A 16,354-nucleotide genomic window follows, 5' to 3' on the forward strand; every position below is an offset into this window, starting at 1 on the left:
ATGTTCGCCAACGTCGGCTGGGGCGAAATGCTGATCCTGGTCATCGCCGGTTTGGTGATCCTGGGACCCGAACGGCTGCCCGGAGCGATCCGCTGGACGTCGTCAGCGCTGCGGCAGGCGCGCGACTACATCAGCGGCGCCACCACGCAGTTGCGGGAGGACCTCGGACCCGAGTTCGACGATCTGCGAGAGCCGTTGGGCGAGCTGAACAAGCTGCGCGGGATGTCGCCGCGGGCCGCGATCACCAAACACCTGCTCGACGGTGACGACTCCCTGTTTACCGGGCGGTTTGACGGCCCTGCGGTCGAAAAGCCCGTCAGCTCACCGGCGCCCACCCCGCACCCACCGCCGCCCCCTTCGGTGACGCCGTACGACACCGACGCCACCTGAGCCCGCGTCAGATGAAGTAGCTCTCGTCCCCGGTCGGATATCCGCCGCCGTTGGTGGCGATGTGGATGTGGTCGAAGTGGTTGGCGGTCTCGTTGCCGTAGTCGGCGGTCCAACTCGGGGCGCCGACGCCGGGATAGAACCCCTGCCGCCAGATCACATGGATGACGCCCCAGCGTTTGGCGTTCGCCAGCGCGAACCCGGCGATCTGGTTGCCGAGCTCGATACCTTTTTCGCTGCCGTGGTTGGGGATCATCACGTCGATGGCCAGCCCGTTGGGATGCCACTTCAACGGGTCCTGCCGGTAGCCGCCGATGCTGGTGATCTCCGGGAACAGCACGGACAGCGCCCTGGCCACCCGAATGGTGTTGACCTGCAACCCTTCCTCGGGCGCGACGCCGGGCGGTAACTCGAAGGTGACCGCGGCGCTGGCCACCGGCGCGCTGGCCGCCATCAACTCAGCCTCGGTGGGTGTGTCCACCGGCGGGGGTGGTGGCGCGGGCGGTTCGGCGACCTCACCGGGCGGAACGGAGGCCGCCGGGGTCTGGGGCGGATGTTCGGCGGTTTGGGCATAGAACAGGCCTGCGGCCACGACGATCGAGGCGGCCAGCGCCAACGACCGGCGGCGCCCGCTGGCTAACCGATCTTTACCCACGAACAGCACTGTAACGCCGCATTGGACGACCCGTGGCGATCTTTGACATCGGACACGCGACCGTTATTGCCTGCCAGCAGGATCCAGACCCAGCGACATGCCGGCCAGCCCGCGCTTACGGCTCGACAGCGCCTCGGCGATACTCCGCAACTCCTTACCGGCGGCCGAGTCCGGCGCCGAGAGCACCAGCGGCACACCGGAGTCGCCCGCGGTCACCAGCGCCGGGTCGAGCGGCACCTGACCCAGCAGCGGGACGTCGGCGCCGACGGATCGCGACAGCCGCTCGGCGACCTGCTTTCCGCCGCCCTCTCCGAAGATCTGCATGGTGGTGCCGTCGGGCAGCAGGAGCCCGGCCATGTTCTCCACGACGCCGACGATGCGTTGACGCGTCTGCAGCGCGATCGCTCCGGCGCGCTCGGCGACTTCGGCGGCCGCCAACTGCGGGGTGGTCACGACGAGGATCTCCGCGCCCGGAATCAGCTGGGCCACTGAGATGGCGACGTCCCCGGTGCCCGGCGGGAGGTCGAGCAGCAGCACATCCAGGTCGCCCCAGTAGACGTCGGCCAGGAACTGCTGCAGCGCACGGTGCAGCATCGGCCCGCGCCACACCACCGGGGTGTTGCCCTGAGTGAACATCGCGATCGAGATCACCCGGACGTCGTGGGCGACCGGCGGCAGGATCATCGACTCGACCTGGGTCGGACGGTCGGTGGTGCCCATCATCCGCGGCACGGAGTGGCCGTAGATGTCGGCGTCGAGCACGCCGACCGAGAGCCCGCGCGCGGCCATGGCCGCCGCGATGTTCACCGTGACGCTCGACTTGCCGACACCGCCCTTGCCGGAGGCGACCGCGTAGACCCGGGTCAGCGAGTCCGGCTGGGCGAACGGGATAACCGGTTCGCGCGAGTCGCCGCGAAGCTGCTTGCGCAATTCGGTGCGTTGCTCGTCGTTCATCACGTCGAGGCTGACCTTGACCGCGCCGGTGCCCGGCACGTCGGCGACCACCCGGCGCACGTCATCGGAGATCTCGGTCTTCTTCGGACACGCGGAGGTGGTCAAATACACCTCGACGTGCACGCCGCCGTCGGCTTCGACGGTGACGTCCTTGATCATGCCGAGCTCGGTGATCGGCCGCCGCAGTTCGGGGTCGATCACCTTGGCCAGCGCGGCACGAACCGCAGTTTCAAGCTCAGGTCCGGACATCGCCTCCGAGTCTAGGCGCGACCCGAAATTCGTGGTTAACCCACCGGTCCGGGCGGTGGTCCCGGCATTGGGGGCCCAGCGGGGCCAGGGGCCGGCCCGGGCGCGGGTCCCGGCGCGACGGGTGCTGCCGGGCCTGCAGGCATGGGCGCCGGCGGCGCCCCCAGCGGAGGCGGTGCGGGCGGAAGCATCGGCTGCGCCACGGCGGGCCCGGGTGCGCCGAGCGCCGGCTGCAGCGGGGGCGGCGGCACGTTGTCCTCGATGCAGAACACCGCGCACTCGGGTTGCTGCGGCTGCATCCACGGCGGGGTCCACGGCGGCGGAGCCGGCGCCTGCGGTTTCGGGGTGAGCTGCGGCACCGGGCCGGGCAGCGGTCCGAGCTGTTGGCCCGGTGCGAAACCGGGCACGCTGGTGATCTGGTTGGCGACGCTGTCGCGCTGCAACAGCGACATCAACGCCATCGGGTCGTTCTCGGGCAAGGCCAGCGCGTTGAGCGGCAGCCCGGGGCCCAGCCCTTCGTAGCTTTCGAGGCTTTCGAGGTGCTCCATACCGGTCTCGCTGAGCGCGGGAACCGAACCGGTGATCGGCGGCAGATCCATCGGGACCACACCGGTGGCGTAGGCCGCGGCCCAGCCGAGCACGTTGCGGGCATAGGCCACCGAGTTGTTGTAGCGCAGGATCGAGGCCATCACGTGGGACTGATCGCGCAGATTCATCCCACCGCTGCACAGGTAACGCGCGGCCGCCAGGGTCGAGTCGAAAAGGTTTTGCACCTCGGCCTTGCCGTCGCCGTCGCCGTCGGACGCATAGCGCGCCCAGGTGCCCGGCAGGAACTGCATCGGCCCCATGGCGCGGGCGTAAGTGACGCGGTCGGCGGTGCGGCTCTGAACGATGACCTCGTTACCGGGCAGCGTGCCGTCCAATACCGGACCGAGGATCGGGCTGACCGCCGTGCCGCTGGCGTCGGTGGCGCCGCCGTTGGCGTGCATCGACTCGATGCGGCCGATACCGGCCAACAGGTTCCAGCTGACGCCGCACTCGGGTTGCGCGACGGCCATCATCCGCTCGGCGTTGCGGTACGCCGACAACGCCATCCCCGGGATACCGAGTGCGCCAGGTGAATTCACCACTGCGGCGGGCGGGGGAGAGGACACCGAGGTCGAGGCGATGTGGAACGGGGACGGTGCTTTGGTGACCGCGACGACGGACGCGCCGCTGCGGGTGTCCGGTGCGGGTGCGACGGCGGCGAGCGGCGTCACCGCGGCGTCGCGCACCTGGGTGCGCGTGGACTGGGCGGACGCGCCGACGCTGCCGGCGAGAACGACCGGGGTGATGATGGCGATGGCCATCCCCGCCCGTACCCGCGGCGGAGAGATCGCGTCATGCACACCCAGGCCCGACTTGGGAAGTACGCGCCCTGCTTGGCGCCGCACGGCTTTGAGGGCGGCGACTCCTCTGATGTGCACTCAACCGTCCTTGTTCTGCGATCGCTTGTGAACCAGGTCACCATACCTAGTCGATAACGGAGTTGTTACAGCAATGGCGTTAGCCGATGCAAGCTTTCTGTCGCGGCGCGCCGCTCGGTGCCCTTCAACGACCGGTGTCGTCGTCGTGGGCAGTGGTGGCCGACTGCTGCATCGCCGCGAGCATCTCACGCAGTTCGTCGAGTTCGCGGCGCAGGTAGTCGCGGGTGGCGACCTCGCCGACGGCCAGCCGAAGGGCGGCCAGCTCACGGGCCAGGTACTCGGTGTCGGCCTTGGTCTGTAAGGCGCGACGACGGTCTTCGTCCAGCGAGACGCGGTCGCGGTTTTCCTGTCGGTTCTGCGCCAGCAGGATCAACGGTGCGGCGTAGGCGGCCTGCGTCGAGAACGCCAAGTTGAGCAAGATGAACGGATACGGATCCCAGCGCAGGCTGACAGCAAACAAGTTCAGGATTATCCAGACGACCACGAGGATCGTCTGCCACGCCAGATAGCGGCCCGTACCCAGGAACCGGGCGATCGACTCGCTGACCCGCCCGACCGCCTCGGGGTCGTAGTTGAAGCCGAAGCGGCGTGACGTCAGCGGCGTGTCCAGTCGTCCGCGGCTCGTGGGCTCGGTCATGTCGCCCCCTCGGCGCCGGACAGTTCGGGCTCCTCGGTGTCGCGCCAGTCCTCAGGCAGCAGGTGGTCGAGGAGATCGTCCACCGACACCGCTCCGAGCAGGTGGTTCTCCGCGTCGACGACGGCCCCGCACACCAGGTTGTATGCGGCGAAATACCGCGTCACCGCCGATAGCGAGTCCTCGGGCGCCAGGTTGGGCAGGTCGGTGTCGACGATGCCGCTGACTAGTTCGGCCGGGGGCTCGCGCAGCAGCCGCTGCAGATGCACGCAACCCAGGTAGTGGCCGGTCGGCGTGGCCGTCGGGGGGCGCGTCACGAACACCAGCGACGCCGCCGCCGGGGTCAGGTCGGGGTCGCGGACCCGGGCCAGCGCCTCGGCGACGGTGGTGTCGGGTGCGAGGACGACGGGTTCGGAGGTCATCAACCCGCCCGCGGTGTTGGGGGAGTGCGACAGCAACCGCCGCACGTCCTCGGAGTCCTCGGGGTCCATTCGACGCAGGAAGTGTTCGGCTTCTGACGGGTTCATCGCGCCGAGCAGGTCGGCGGCGTCGTCGGGGTCCATCGCCTCCAGCACCCGGGCGGAGCGCTCCGCCGGAAGCCGTTTGACGACGTCGGTCTGGTCGTCCTCGGGCAGTTCCTGCAGCACGTCCGCCAAGCGTTCGTCGTCGAGGGCGTTGATCAGCTCATAGCGCCGCTTGGCGGGCAGCTCGCGGATCGCCTCGGCGACCTCGACCGCGCGCTGGCCCTCGAACAGGTCGAGCAGCTGGGCCACACCCTGGTCGGGCATTGCCAGACCCGACGGCGTCAGACCCTGCACCCGACGCCAGTCCACGACGTGCACATTGCTGCGGCGGCCCAGCCGGCGCTGCGGGCGCACGGCCACCTTGGTGACCACCCAGTCGCGGGTGCGGGTCTGTTCGATGCCCAGATCGACGACGATCACGTCGATTCCGGCCAAATGCGACAGCTCGGGATCGTCGACGCGGACCCGGGTCTCGATGATCTGGCCGAGTACCAGCACCTCGCCCGGGCGCTGGGCGAACCGGCGCAGCGATACGCTGCCGGTCGACAGCGTCACCGCACCCGGCTCGATCGCGGTCACGCGCAGGATCGGAACGAAAATCCTTCGGCGCGTGAGCAGTTCGATGACAAGGCCGAGTACCCGCGGTTGCTGGCGCACGATGCTGATGCTGACCACCACATCGCGGACGCGGCCGATGGACTCACCGTCGGGGCCCAGTACCACCATCCCCGCGAGTCGGGCCGCATAGACCCTGTTCACCGCCGCCATGAGTCAAAGGGTAGAGAGTGTGGTTGTGGAAAACCGGTATCGACCCCGCCGAACAGTGCTTTCCGTTCCCGGCAGCAGCGCCAAGATGATCGAGAAGGCGAAGTCACTGCCCGCCGACGAAGTGTTCCTCGACCTGGAGGACGCCGTCGCGCCCGAGGCCAAGGCCGACGCACGCACCGCGGTCGCGGCCGCGTTGGCCGAGCCCGGCTGGTCCGGCCAACTGCTCGGGGTGCGGGTCAACGACTGGACCACACCGTGGACCCACGCCGACATCATCGACGTGGTCGCGGGCGCCGGTGCCGCGCTCGACATTGTCGTGCTGCCCAAGGTGACTGACGTTTCGCATATCGAGGCGCTGGATTTGTTGCTGAGCCAGCTGGAGACGACGCACGGGCTGCCCGTGGGTCGCATCGGGATAGAGGCGCAGATCGAAAATGCGCAGGGGCTGACGAACATTGACGCGATCGCCGCCGCCCCGCGAGTGCAGGCGCTCGTGCTCGGCCCGGCCGATATGGCGGCCAGCCTGAACATGCGCACCCTCGAGGTCGGCGAGCAGCCCGAGGGATACGACGTCGGCGACGCCCATCACCACGTGCTGATGCGGATCCTGATCGCTGCGCGCACCAACGGCATCCTGGCCATCGACGGACCCTTCTTGAAGATCCGCGACGTCGACGGGTTCCGCCGGGTGGCGGGCCGGTCGGCCGCGCTGGGATATGACGGCAAATGGGTGCTGCATCCCGACCAGATCGCCGCGGGCAACGAGATTTTCAGCCCCCGTCAAAAGGACTACGACCACGCCGAGCTGATCCTGGAGGCCTACGAATGGCACACCTCGCGTGCGGGCGGCGCGAGAGGCGCAGCGATGCTCGGCGACGAGATGATCGACGAGGCCAGCCGGAAGATGGCGCTGGTGATCGCGGGTAAGGGTCGCGCGGCGGGCATGGTCCGCAGGGAGCCGCCGTTTCAGCCGCCGTCCTGACGGCGAGGGTCAAGCACTCAAGAACGCGATGCCCGTGACGACGCTGATGAGGAACGTCACGGCGCCGATCGCGATACCGGCGATGGCCATCCCGCGTCCGCCCTCACCGGAGGTCTTGATCTGGTTGAGCGCGATGACTCCGAGCACGATGCCGATGATCGACCCGATCCCGCACAGGAACGGGATGACGCCGATGACGGAGGCCACCAGCGAGCCGATCGCCATCCCGTTGACCTTCTGGCCAGGTGCGCCGTATCCGGGCGCCGGGTAGCCCGGCCCGTATCCCTGCGCTCCGTAGCCCGGCGGAGGCCCGTAGCCAGGTGGGGGCGCCCCGTAGGGCGGCGGCGGCGCTCCGTACGGCGGAGGCGGCGGCGGGTACGTGGGGTACTGCGGTGGCGGGAGATAGCCGCCCGGCGGTGGATAGCCGGAGGGGTAGGCCGACGACGGGTCGTAGCCCGGTGGACCCGGGTACTGCTCATCCGGCGGGCTGAAGGCCGGCGGCGGGGGGTATTCGGGTTGCTCTTGCGCTTCCGACGGCGTTTCGGTCGACTGGTGCGGTGCCTGCTCGACCGGCGTCGGCTCGGACGAACCGGATGGCGTGGTTTCTCCTGAGTCTTCGCCGGGATTTGTCATGCTGTTCAACCTAGCGCAAATGCCTGGCACGATTGTGGCCGCTCACGCGTTGACCAGGATAGGAGAATTACCTGATCAGGCGCATGATTAAGGAGTTTGAAAACCGATGACCAGCCCGTTTCAACCTGGACCGAACCCCGGCCCGACGCCGGGAACGCCGAGGGTGGGACGTGGTGCCCCGCCACCCCTGCCCACACCACCGAAAGGCTGGCCCATCGGGTCGTATCCGACGTACGCCGAGGCGCAGCGAGCCGTCGACTACCTGTCTGACCAAGAGTTCCCGGTGCAGCAGGTGACGATCGTGGGCGTGGACCTGATGCAGGTCGAACGTGTCACCGGTCGACTGACATGGCCAAAGGTGCTCGGCGGGGGCGTGCTGACGGGCGCCTGGCTGGGTCTGTTCATCGGTCTGATCCTGGGCTTCTTCAGCCCCAACCCGTGGAGTGCACTGGCCACCGGTCTGATCGCCGGTGTCTTCTTCGGGTTGATCACCTCAGCGATCCCATACGCGATGGCGCGCGGCACAAGAGATTTCAGCTCGACGCTGCAATTGGTGGCGGGCCGCTACGATGTGCTGTGTGATCCGCAGAACGCCGAACACGGCCGGGATCTGCTGGCGCGCTTGACGATCTGATCCCCTCCTCGGCGCGAGCGTGCGTGTTTGCGGGCGACACGCCGTCTGCTTAGCCGAGTTTGCGCACGTTCGCAATTGCGTAACGGTGGGCGACGCGCGCACCCATGGTGTTGCAATCACGCATAACTCGCAATACGGTTTGCGCGCGGAGATTCCCGCCGGAGTCGCTTCGGCGACGGCATTGGACCATCGAGGTGGCGGTGACATCGACGCGGACTGGAGGCGGGTGGTGCGCGTCCCCTACGTGCGTGTGGGTGCTGCGGCGTTGGCCGCGCTGACGACGGCGTCAACCGTGGCGGCGTGCGGTTCTGACAGCGACGGAATCGTCATCAACTACTACACGCCGGCTAACGAAGCGCAGACCTTCACGGCGGTCGCCGAGCGTTGCAACGAACAGTTCGGCGGCCGGTTCACCGTCCGGCAGATGAGCTTGCCCAAGGGGGCTGACGATCAGCGGTTGCAGCTGGCTCGGCGGCTGACCGGAAACGACAAGACGCTCGACGTGATGGCGCTCGACGTGGTGTGGACAGCCGAGTTCGCCGAGGCCGGTTGGGCGCTACCGCTTTCCGACGATCCGTCCGGGCTGGCTGAGGCCGACGCCACCACCAACACCCTGCCCGGTCCGCTGGAGACGGCCAAGTGGGAGGGCCAGCTTTACGCGGCGCCTATCACCACCAACACCCAGTTGCTTTGGTACCGCGCCGATTTGATGGACGAACCGCCGACGACCTGGGACGGCATGGTCGCGGAGGCGACGCGGTTGCACGCAGCGGGCAAGCCGAGTTGGATCGCTGTGCAGGGCAAGCAGTACGAAGGCCTGGTGGTGTGGTTCAACACGTTGCTGGAAAGCGCTGGCGGTCAGGTGCTTTCCGAAGACGGAGAGACCGTCACGCTGACTGACACCCCCGAACATCGGGCCGCCACCGTCAAGGCGCTGCAGATTATGAAGGACGTTGCTACCGCGCCGGGCGCCGATCCGTCGATCACCCAGACCGATGAGACCACCGCGCGGCTGGCGTTGGAACAGGGCAAAGCCGCACTGGAGGTGAACTGGCCCTACGTCCTGCCGTCGCTGCTGGAAAACGCCGTCAAGGGCGGTGTGAGCTTCCTGCCGCTCGACGAACGCCCGGATCTGCAGGACGCCATCACCGACGTCGGCACCTTCTCGCCGACCGACGAGCAGTTCGAGGCCGCCTACGCGGCCAGCAAGGATGTATTCGGGTTCGCGCACTATCCCGGTGTCGTACCCGGTGAACCGGCCAAGGTGACGCTGGGCGGGCTGAACCTCGCGGTCGCCAAGACGACCCAGCATCGCAAGGAGGCGTTCGAGGCGATCCGCTGCCTGCGCAACATCGAGAACCAGCGCTACACCTCGGTGGAGGGGGGGCTGCCCGCGGTGCGCGCGTCGCTGTACGACGATCCGACGTTCCAGGCCAAGTATCCGCAGTACGAGATCATCCGCGACCAACTCACCAACGCCGCGGTTCGACCGGCGACGCCGGTCTACCAGTCGGTGTCGATGCGGATGTCGGCCACGCTAGCCCCGATCACCGACATCGACCCGGAGCGTACGGCCGACGAACTTGCCGAGCAGGTGCAGAAAGCCATCGACGGTAAGGGGCTGATTCCATGACGGCGACGGCACCGACCGCATCGCGCACCGCCGCGGCCACCGGCACCGACGACCGCAAATCCGAGCGGCGGCTGGCGTTCTGGCTGATCTCGCCCGCGGTGGTGCTGATGCTCGCCGTCACCGCCTACCCGATCGGCTACGCGGTGTGGTTGAGCCTGCTGCGCTACAACCTCGCCACCCCGGATGACACGTCGTTCGTGGGCCTGGAGAACTACGTCACCGTCCTCACCGACCGCTACTGGTGGACAGCGTTCGCGGTGACGCTGGCAATCACGGTGGTGTCAGTCGCGATCGAGTTCGTCCTCGGCATGGCGCTCGCGCTGGTGATGCACCGTACGATCTTCGGAAAAGGCGTGGTGCGCACCGCGATTCTGGTGCCCTACGGCATCGTCACGGTCGCGGCCTCCTACAGCTGGTACTACGCGTGGACGCCGGGCACCGGTTACCTGGCCAACTTGCTGCCCGAGGGCAGTGCGCCGCTGACCCAACAGATCCCGTCGCTGGCGATCATCGTGCTGGCCGAGGTGTGGAAGACGACGCCGTTCATGGCGCTGCTGCTGCTGGCCGGTCTGGCGCTGGTGCCTCAGGACCTGCTGAACGCCGCGCAGGTCGACGGTGCGGGCGCGTGGAAACGTCTGGTCAAGGTGATCATCCCGCTGATCAAACCGGCCATCCTTGTGGCACTGCTGTTCCGCACCTTGGATGCGTTCCGCATCTTCGACAACATCTACATTTTGACCGGCGGTGCCAACGACACCGGATCCGTATCGATCCTCGGCTACGACAACCTGTTCAAGGCGTTTAATCTCGGCCTGGGTTCGGCGATTTCGGTGTTGATCTTCCTGTCGGTGGCGATTATCGCGTTCATCTACATCAAGATCTTCGGGGCGTCGGCGCCGGGATCCGACGAGGAGCGACGCTGATGGCTGAGCGGGTGAACGCCCGGCGCGCAACGGGTTGGACCGTCGTCAACGTGCTGGTGGTGGTGTATGCGCTGCTACCGGTGCTGTGGATCCTGAGCCTGTCGTTGAAGCCGACGTCCACCGTCAAGGACGGCAAGCTGATTCCCGATGGCATCACGTTCGACAACTACAAGGGCATCTTTCAAGGCAACTTTTTCTCCTCGGCGCTGATCAACTCCATCGGCGTCGGTCTGATCACCACGTTGATCGCGGTCGCGATCGGCGGCATGGCCGCGTACGCGGTGGCCCGGTTGACGTTCCCCGGTAAGCGGCTGCTCATCGGCGTCGCGCTGCTGATCGCGATGTTCCCCCAGATCTCTTTGGTCACACCGCTTTTCAACATCTGGCGCAACATCGGGCTGTTCGACACCTGGCCGGGGCTGATCATTCCGTACATCACGTTCGCGTTACCGCTGGCGATCTACACGCTGTCGGCGTTCTTCCGGGAGATCCCGTGGGATCTGGAGAAGGCGGCGAAGATGGACGGCGCCACCCCGTGGCAGGCGTTCCGCAAGGTGATCGCACCGTTGGCTGCCCCCGGCATCGTCACCGCGGCGATTCTGGTGTTCATCTTCGCGTGGAACGACCTGCTGCTGGCGTTGTCGCTGACGGCGACAGAGCGCGCGATCACCGCGCCCGTCGCGATCGCAAACTTCACCGGTAGTTCGCAGTTCGAGGAGCCGACGGGTTCGATCGCGGCCGGGGCGATGGTCATTACCATCCCGATCATTGTGTTTGTTCTCATCTTCCAACGACGGATCGTCGCCGGTCTGACATCCGGTGCGGTGAAGGGGTAGTTCGATGGCCGAAATCGTGTTGGACCGGGTGACCAAGAGTTACCCAGGCGGTGCGACGGCCGTCAAGGACTTGTCGCTGACCATCGCCGACGGCGAGTTCATCATCCTGGTCGGGCCGTCCGGCTGCGGGAAGTCCACAACCCTGAACATGATCGCCGGCCTCGAGGAAATCACGTCGGGGGAGTTGCGCATCGGCGGCGACCGCGTCAACGAGAAGGCGCCCAAAGACCGCGACATCGCGATGGTGTTCCAGTCCTATGCGCTGTACCCGCACATGACCGTCCGGCAGAACATCGCGTTCCCGCTGACCCTGGCGAAGATGAAAAAAGGTGACATCGCCCGCAAGGTCGATGAAGCCGCCAAGATCCTCGACCTCACCGAGTTTCTGGACCGCAAACCCGCGCAGCTGTCGGGTGGTCAGCGCCAGCGCGTCGCGATGGGTCGCGCGATCGTCCGCGACCCCAAAGCGTTTCTGATGGACGAGCCGCTGTCGAACCTGGACGCCAAGCTGCGAGTCCAGATGCGTTCGGAGATCGCGCGTCTGCAGGACCGGCTGGGCACCACGACGGTCTACGTCACCCACGATCAGACCGAGGCCATGACGTTGGGGGACCGCGTGGTGGTGCTGTTGGGCGGGGTGGCCCAACAAGTCGGCACACCCGATGAGCTCTACAAGTTCCCGGCCAACCTGTTCGTGGCGGGCTTCATCGGTTCCCCGGCGATGAACTTCCTGCCCGCCAGCATCACCGATGTGGGCGTACGGCTGCCGTTTGGCGAAGTCACGATGAACCCCGAAGTCCACGACCGGTTGACGCGGCGCAACGCCCCATCCGAAGTGATTGTCGGCATCCGTCCCGAGCACCTCGAGGATGCCGCGGTGCTCGACGGCTACGCGCGCATCAGCGCGTTCACGTTCGACGTGACGGTCGAACTGGTCGAGTCGTTGGGCGCCGACAAGTACGTGCACTTCAAGGCCGAAGGCACCGGCGCGCGCTCCGCCCAACTCGCCGAGCTGGCGGCAGAGTCCGGCAGCGGCGAAAACGAGTTTGTGGCAAGAGTTTCCACCGAGTCCACCGCCAAACAAGGCGACACCATCCAGCTTGCCGTCGACACATCGAAGTTGGTGATCTTCGATCCCGACTCGGGCCGGAACCTCAGCCTTCCCGACGACGCCGACGATGCGGCCGGGCCGCCAGCCGAGTGATCGACGTCTTGGCGCGGGTCCGCGAGCACGTGCGCGAGCACTTCACCCGCGTCGGCATCGCCACCGAACCCGACGTGGCAAGCGTCACGTTCCTGGGGACGGAGAACATCGACGTGCTGCGCTTCGGGCCCGACGGCAGGCCCGGGCTGGAGGGCGTCTTTCACTATGTCTCGGTTGGCTGTTCGCGACATCCGATGGCCGACCCGACCGAGATGGTCACCGACGCGCTGCACGGCCCGCGAGCCGAGATCAGCGTCGCGCTGCGCGGCACCACCCCCCGCGGGCTGGTGCGGTCCATCGCGATCGTCGCTGCCGCCCCAGCAGTCGAAGGTTTGGTGCTCGCGCCCGACGCGCTCATCGACCTGGAGTCGCCGCTGTGGGAAGGCTCCCCGTTCACCGCGTTCCTGTTGGCGACCAGCGACATCGACGACGTCGCGTTGACGCCGCCGCTGCCGCCGGTGACGGTGTTGTCGGCGACGCCGATCACCGCGACGGAGGCGGCCTGGGTGCGGCTCAAGGGCGCCGACGCGATGCGTGAGGCGTGGCAGCAGGACGGGGTCGACGTGCTCGATCCTGAGCGGCGGGCCGCTCGTCCAGTGTGAGCGGCGGGCCGCTCGTCCAGTGTGAGCGGCGGGCCGCTCGTCCAGTGTGAGCGGCGGGCCGCTCGTCCAGTGTGAGCGGCGGGCCGCTCGTCCAGCGTGAGCGGCGGGCTTCCGCGAAAACCAGAACCGGCTAGCAGCAAGCGCAGGTCGGTGCGCTAGGTTCGTGCGGAAACCATCTGGATCCAAGGAGCATCTGACGTGAGCACAAGTCCCCTCAAGGTCGCCGTCACCGGTGCGGCGGGCCAGATCGGCTACAGCCTGTTGTTCCGCATCGCGAGCGGCTCGCTCCTGGGCCCCGATCGCCCAGTCGAGCTGCGGTTACTCGAGATCGAGCCGGCGCTCAAAGCGCTCGAGGGTGTCGTGATGGAGCTCGACGACTGCGCGTTCCCGCTGCTGTCCGGCGTGGAGATCGGCGCCGACGCCAACAAGATCTTCGACGGCGCCAACCTGGCGCTGCTGGTCGGAGCCCGGCCGCGCGGCCCGGGCATGGAGCGCAGCGATCTGCTCGAGGCCAACGGGGCCATCTTCACCGCCCAGGGCAAGGCACTCAACGAGGTCGCCGCCGACGACATCCGCATCGGGGTGACCGGTAACCCGGCCAACACCAACGCGCTGATCGCGATGAGCAACGCACCCGACATCCCGCGCGAACGGTTCTCCGCGCTGACCCGCCTGGACCACAACCGCGCGATCAGCCAGCTGGCCGCCAAGACCGGCGCCAGTGTGACCGACATCAAGAAGATGACGATCTGGGGCAACCACTCGGCCACCCAGTACCCCGACATCTTCCACGCCGAGATCGGCGACAAGAACGCCGCCGATGTCGTCAATGACCAGGACTGGATCGAGAACGACTTCATTCCCACGGTGGCCAAGCGCGGCGCGGCGATCATCGACGCGCGCGGCGCCTCCTCGGCGGCCTCGGCCGCGTCGGCGACCGTCGACGCCGCACGTGACTGGCTGCTGGGCACTCCGAAGGACGACTGGGTGTCGATGGCGGTGATCTCCGACGGCAGCTACGACGTGCCGGAGGGGCTGATCTCCTCGTTCCCGGTGACCACCGAAAACGGTAACTGGACGATCGTGCAGGGCCTGGAGATCAACGACTTCTCCCGTGCCCGCATCGACAAGACGACGGGCGAACTCGCCGATGAGCGCAAGGCGGTCACCGACCTCGGACTCATCTGAGGCGATTAGGCTACCTACCAGTTCGTCGCTACCCTCGACACCGTGTCGCAAGCGGTGGAAGAGCATTTGGTGACCGAATCCAACATCGTCCTTTCTGACGACGAGATTTTCGCTGGCCACGCCGGTGGCAAGCTCGGGGTAGAACTGAAGTCGCCGTTGGATACCCAGCGTGCGTTGTCGATCGCCTACACACCGGGTGTGGCGCAGGTGAGCCGGGCCATTGCCGCCGACCACACGTTGGCCGCCCGCTACACCTGGGCCAACCGCCTGGTCGCTGTGGTCAGCGACGGCACCGCGGTGCTGGGCCTCGGCGACGTCGGACCGGCGGCGTCGCTGCCGGTGATGGAGGGTAAGTGCGCGCTGTTCAAGGAGTTCGCCGGCCTCGACGCGATCCCGCTCGTGTTGGACACCAAGGACCCCGACGAGATCGTGGAGACGCTGATCCGGCTGCGCCCGACGTTCGGCGCCGTCAACCTGGAGGACATCTCCGCGCCGCGTTGCTTTGAGATCGAACGTCGTCTCGTCGAGGCGCTGGACTGCCCGGTCATGCACGATGACCAGCACGGAACAGCAATCGTGGTGCTGGCGGCGCTGATTGGCGCCGCGGCCGTCGTGGAACGTGATCCGGCGTCGCTGCGCGTGGTGGTGTCCGGCGCGGGCGCGGCCGGTGTGGCGTGCACAAAGATCTTGCTGGCCAAGGGGATCAACGACATCACGGTGCTGGACTCGCAGGGCATCGTGCACGGAGACCGCGAAGATCTCAACGCCTACAAGGCCGAACTGGCCGAACAGACCAATCCCCGCGGGGTGACCGGCGGCCTGGCCGAGGCGCTCAACGGCGCCGACGTGTTCCTCGGGCTGTCTGCTGGTGTGGTGCCGCCTGAACTGGTCGCGACCATGTCGTCGGACGCCATCGTGTTTGCACTGTCCAATCCCGACCCCGAGATCCATCCCGACGACGCGAAGAAACACGCCGCCGTGGTGGCCACCGGTCGCAGCGACTTCCCGAACCAGATCAACAACGTGCTGGCGTTCCCGGGAGTGTTCCGGGGGGCGCTGGACGCCGGCGCAGGGCGCATCACCGAGCAGATGAAGGTGGCGGCCGCCGAGGCGATCTTCTCGGTGGTCGCCGACGACCTCTCGCCCGACTGCATCGTGCCGAGTGTGTTGGACCCGCGGGTGGGTCCGGCTGTGGCACAAGCGGTTGCCGACGCCGCCGGCACCTGATTATGGCCGTTCGGTGGCTGGCGTCAGCGCTCGTCGCGCTGCTCGTCGCGGCCACCGCCGGCTGCGGCGATGACGCCGTAGCTCCGTCCATCGCCGTCGGTTCGGTGCCGGATCCCGACGCAACGGTGATCGCGCACCTCTACGCCGCGGCGCTGCGCTATTACGGCAGCCCCGCGCACGTCGAACCTGAAGCCGACCCGCTGATCAAACTGGATGCCGGCGATGTCCGCGTCGTCTCGGGTTTCACCGGGAAGTTGCTGCACCGGTTCATGCCCGACGCGACCGCGCGCTCGGCAGCGCAGGTGTACCGAGACCTGGTGTCCGCCTTGCCAGAAGGTATCGCCGCGGGTGACTACACGATGTCGGCGGAGGACAAACCTGCGCTCGTCGTCACCGAGTCGACCGCCGACGCATGGGGCGGACGCGATGTCACCGCGGCGGTGCGCAACTGCGACAAGTTGAGGGTCGGCCACGTCGTCGATGAGCCGGGGCCCGCCACGCTGGGCACCTGCGACGTCGGCAGTTCCGCTGAATACCCGGACAGCACCGCGATGTTCGCCGCTGTGCAGGCGGGCCAGATCAACGCGGGGTGGACGACGACCGCCGCGACCGGCATCCCGCCGCAGCTGTTGACGTTGTCGGACAAGACATCGCTGATCCGCGCGGAGAACCTGGTGCCGCTGTACCGTCGCAACATGCTCAACGAACGGCAGGTGCTCGCGCTCAACGAGATCGCCGGCGTGCTGGACACCGCGGCGCTGGCGCAGATGCGCGCTGACGTCGCCGCCGGCAAAGACCCTGGCCACGTCGTGGACGCGTTCCTGGCCGAACACCCCCTGGGCATCTGACCCGCTCGCG

Annotated in this window: 17 protein-coding genes; 11 read left to right on the plus strand and 6 right to left on the minus strand. The window is 67.4% G+C overall.

The features are described 5' to 3' along the window. A complete protein-coding gene (gene tatB, locus ABQF13_RS14470; RefSeq protein ID WP_448393435.1) occupies positions 1 to 390 on the plus strand; it encodes a Sec-independent protein translocase protein TatB in 390 nt (129 codons plus the stop codon). Between the two features lie 7 nt (positions 391 to 397). Here the strand turns inward: tatB and ABQF13_RS14475 are convergent, their stop codons facing one another. The 5 genes from ABQF13_RS14475 to ABQF13_RS14495 all read right to left on the minus strand — a co-directional run bounded on the left by ABQF13_RS14475 (position 398) and on the right by ABQF13_RS14495 (position 5,634). Then, positions 398 to 1,051 carry a VldE C-terminal domain-containing protein gene (locus ABQF13_RS14475; protein ID WP_448393436.1) on the minus strand — a complete coding sequence of 218 codons (654 nt, stop codon included), beginning with the start codon at positions 1,049 to 1,051 and terminating at the stop codon, positions 398 to 400. 54 nt (positions 1,052 to 1,105) lie between these two features. Next, entirely contained in the window at positions 1,106 to 2,245 is a 1,140-nt protein-coding gene (locus ABQF13_RS14480) for an Mrp/NBP35 family ATP-binding protein (RefSeq protein WP_448393437.1), read from the minus strand. A 35-nt stretch (positions 2,246 to 2,280) separates the two neighbouring features. Continuing rightward, positions 2,281 to 3,708, minus strand: coding sequence for a lytic transglycosylase domain-containing protein (locus tag ABQF13_RS14485; RefSeq protein WP_448393438.1), 1,428 nt, complete (start codon positions 3,706 to 3,708; stop codon positions 2,281 to 2,283). 124 nt (positions 3,709 to 3,832) lie between these two features. Beyond that, a complete protein-coding gene (locus ABQF13_RS14490) occupies positions 3,833 to 4,345 on the minus strand; it encodes a DUF1003 domain-containing protein (RefSeq protein WP_448393439.1) in 513 nt (170 codons plus the stop codon). Continuing rightward, on the minus strand, positions 4,342 to 5,634 hold the full coding sequence (locus ABQF13_RS14495; protein WP_448393440.1) for a magnesium transporter MgtE N-terminal domain-containing protein: 1,293 nt from the start codon (positions 5,632 to 5,634) through the stop codon (positions 4,342 to 4,344). The genes ABQF13_RS14490 and ABQF13_RS14495 overlap by 4 nt, the downstream gene beginning before the upstream one ends. 25 nt (positions 5,635 to 5,659) lie before the next feature. On the opposite strand from ABQF13_RS14495, the gene ABQF13_RS14500 reads away from it, so the two are divergent. Beyond that, a complete protein-coding gene (locus tag ABQF13_RS14500) occupies positions 5,660 to 6,616 on the plus strand; it encodes an HpcH/HpaI aldolase/citrate lyase family protein (RefSeq protein ID WP_448393577.1) in 957 nt (318 codons plus the stop codon). Positions 6,617 to 6,625: 9 nt separating this feature from the next. Here ABQF13_RS14500 and ABQF13_RS14505 read toward each other — a convergent pair whose 3' ends face one another. After that, complete coding sequence (locus ABQF13_RS14505) at positions 6,626 to 7,249, minus strand: DUF4190 domain-containing protein (RefSeq protein ID WP_448393441.1); 624 nt, start codon at positions 7,247 to 7,249, stop codon at positions 6,626 to 6,628. 106 nt (positions 7,250 to 7,355) lie between these two features. Here ABQF13_RS14505 and ABQF13_RS14510 point away from each other — a divergent pair, with 106 nt between their 5' ends. From ABQF13_RS14510 to ABQF13_RS14550, 9 genes are all read left to right on the plus strand, one after another. Then, entirely contained in the window at positions 7,356 to 7,883 is a 528-nt protein-coding gene (locus tag ABQF13_RS14510) for a YflT domain-containing protein (RefSeq protein WP_448393442.1), read from the plus strand. A gap of 229 nt (positions 7,884 to 8,112) precedes the next feature. After that, on the plus strand, positions 8,113 to 9,516 hold the full coding sequence (locus ABQF13_RS14515) for an ABC transporter substrate-binding protein (protein ID WP_448393578.1): 1,404 nt from the start codon (positions 8,113 to 8,115) through the stop codon (positions 9,514 to 9,516). Beyond that, positions 9,513 to 10,439 carry a carbohydrate ABC transporter permease gene (locus tag ABQF13_RS14520; RefSeq protein ID WP_448393443.1) on the plus strand — a complete coding sequence of 309 codons (927 nt, stop codon included), beginning with the start codon at positions 9,513 to 9,515 and terminating at the stop codon, positions 10,437 to 10,439. The genes ABQF13_RS14515 and ABQF13_RS14520 overlap by 4 nt, the downstream gene beginning before the upstream one ends. 11 nt (positions 10,440 to 10,450) lie before the next feature. Next, the gene (locus ABQF13_RS14525; protein WP_448393579.1) at positions 10,451 to 11,275 is read left to right on the plus strand and encodes a carbohydrate ABC transporter permease; all 825 of its coding nucleotides are present in this window, start codon (positions 10,451 to 10,453) and stop codon (positions 11,273 to 11,275) included. 4 nt (positions 11,276 to 11,279) lie between these two features. Further along, on the plus strand, positions 11,280 to 12,479 hold the full coding sequence (locus tag ABQF13_RS14530; RefSeq protein ID WP_448393444.1) for an ABC transporter ATP-binding protein: 1,200 nt from the start codon (positions 11,280 to 11,282) through the stop codon (positions 12,477 to 12,479). Beyond that, positions 12,476 to 13,081 (plus strand): suppressor of fused domain protein, encoded by a 606-nt coding sequence (locus ABQF13_RS14535; RefSeq protein ID WP_448393445.1) that lies wholly within the window; start codon positions 12,476 to 12,478, stop codon positions 13,079 to 13,081. The genes ABQF13_RS14530 and ABQF13_RS14535 overlap by 4 nt, the downstream gene beginning before the upstream one ends. 198 nt (positions 13,082 to 13,279) lie before the next feature. Next, positions 13,280 to 14,269, plus strand: coding sequence for a malate dehydrogenase (locus ABQF13_RS14540; RefSeq protein WP_448393446.1), 990 nt, complete (start codon positions 13,280 to 13,282; stop codon positions 14,267 to 14,269). A 42-nt stretch (positions 14,270 to 14,311) separates the two neighbouring features. Next, positions 14,312 to 15,496, plus strand: a complete 1,185-nt coding sequence (locus ABQF13_RS14545; RefSeq protein WP_448393447.1) for an NAD(P)-dependent malic enzyme — start codon at positions 14,312 to 14,314, stop codon at positions 15,494 to 15,496. A gap of 2 nt (positions 15,497 to 15,498) precedes the next feature. Beyond that, a complete protein-coding gene (locus ABQF13_RS14550; RefSeq protein ID WP_448393448.1) occupies positions 15,499 to 16,344 on the plus strand; it encodes a glycine betaine ABC transporter substrate-binding protein in 846 nt (281 codons plus the stop codon). Positions 16,345 to 16,354 lie beyond the last annotated feature (10 nt).

Source organism: Mycolicibacterium sp. XJ879 (assembly GCF_053483935.1).

What these genes read in the sequence shown, in the direction of transcription:
- tatB (WP_448393435.1), top strand. Translation starts at nt 1, where the DNA reads ATGTTCGCCAACGTCGGCTGGGGCGAAATGCTGATCCTGGTCATCGCC.
- ABQF13_RS14480 (WP_448393437.1), bottom strand. Translation starts at nt 2,245, where the DNA reads ATGTCCGGACCTGAGCTTGAAACTGCGGTTCGTGCCGCGCTGGCCAAG.
- ABQF13_RS14490 (WP_448393439.1), bottom strand. Translation starts at nt 4,345, where the DNA reads ATGACCGAGCCCACGAGCCGCGGACGACTGGACACGCCGCTGACGTCA.
- ABQF13_RS14495 (WP_448393440.1), bottom strand. Translation starts at nt 5,634, where the DNA reads ATGGCGGCGGTGAACAGGGTCTATGCGGCCCGACTCGCGGGGATGGTG.
- ABQF13_RS14505 (WP_448393441.1), bottom strand. Translation starts at nt 7,249, where the DNA reads ATGACAAATCCCGGCGAAGACTCAGGAGAAACCACGCCATCCGGTTCG.
- ABQF13_RS14510 (WP_448393442.1), top strand. Translation starts at nt 7,356, where the DNA reads ATGACCAGCCCGTTTCAACCTGGACCGAACCCCGGCCCGACGCCGGGA.
- ABQF13_RS14520 (WP_448393443.1), top strand. Translation starts at nt 9,513, where the DNA reads ATGACGGCGACGGCACCGACCGCATCGCGCACCGCCGCGGCCACCGGC.
- ABQF13_RS14530 (WP_448393444.1), top strand. Translation starts at nt 11,280, where the DNA reads ATGGCCGAAATCGTGTTGGACCGGGTGACCAAGAGTTACCCAGGCGGT.
- ABQF13_RS14550 (WP_448393448.1), top strand. Translation starts at nt 15,499, where the DNA reads ATGGCCGTTCGGTGGCTGGCGTCAGCGCTCGTCGCGCTGCTCGTCGCG.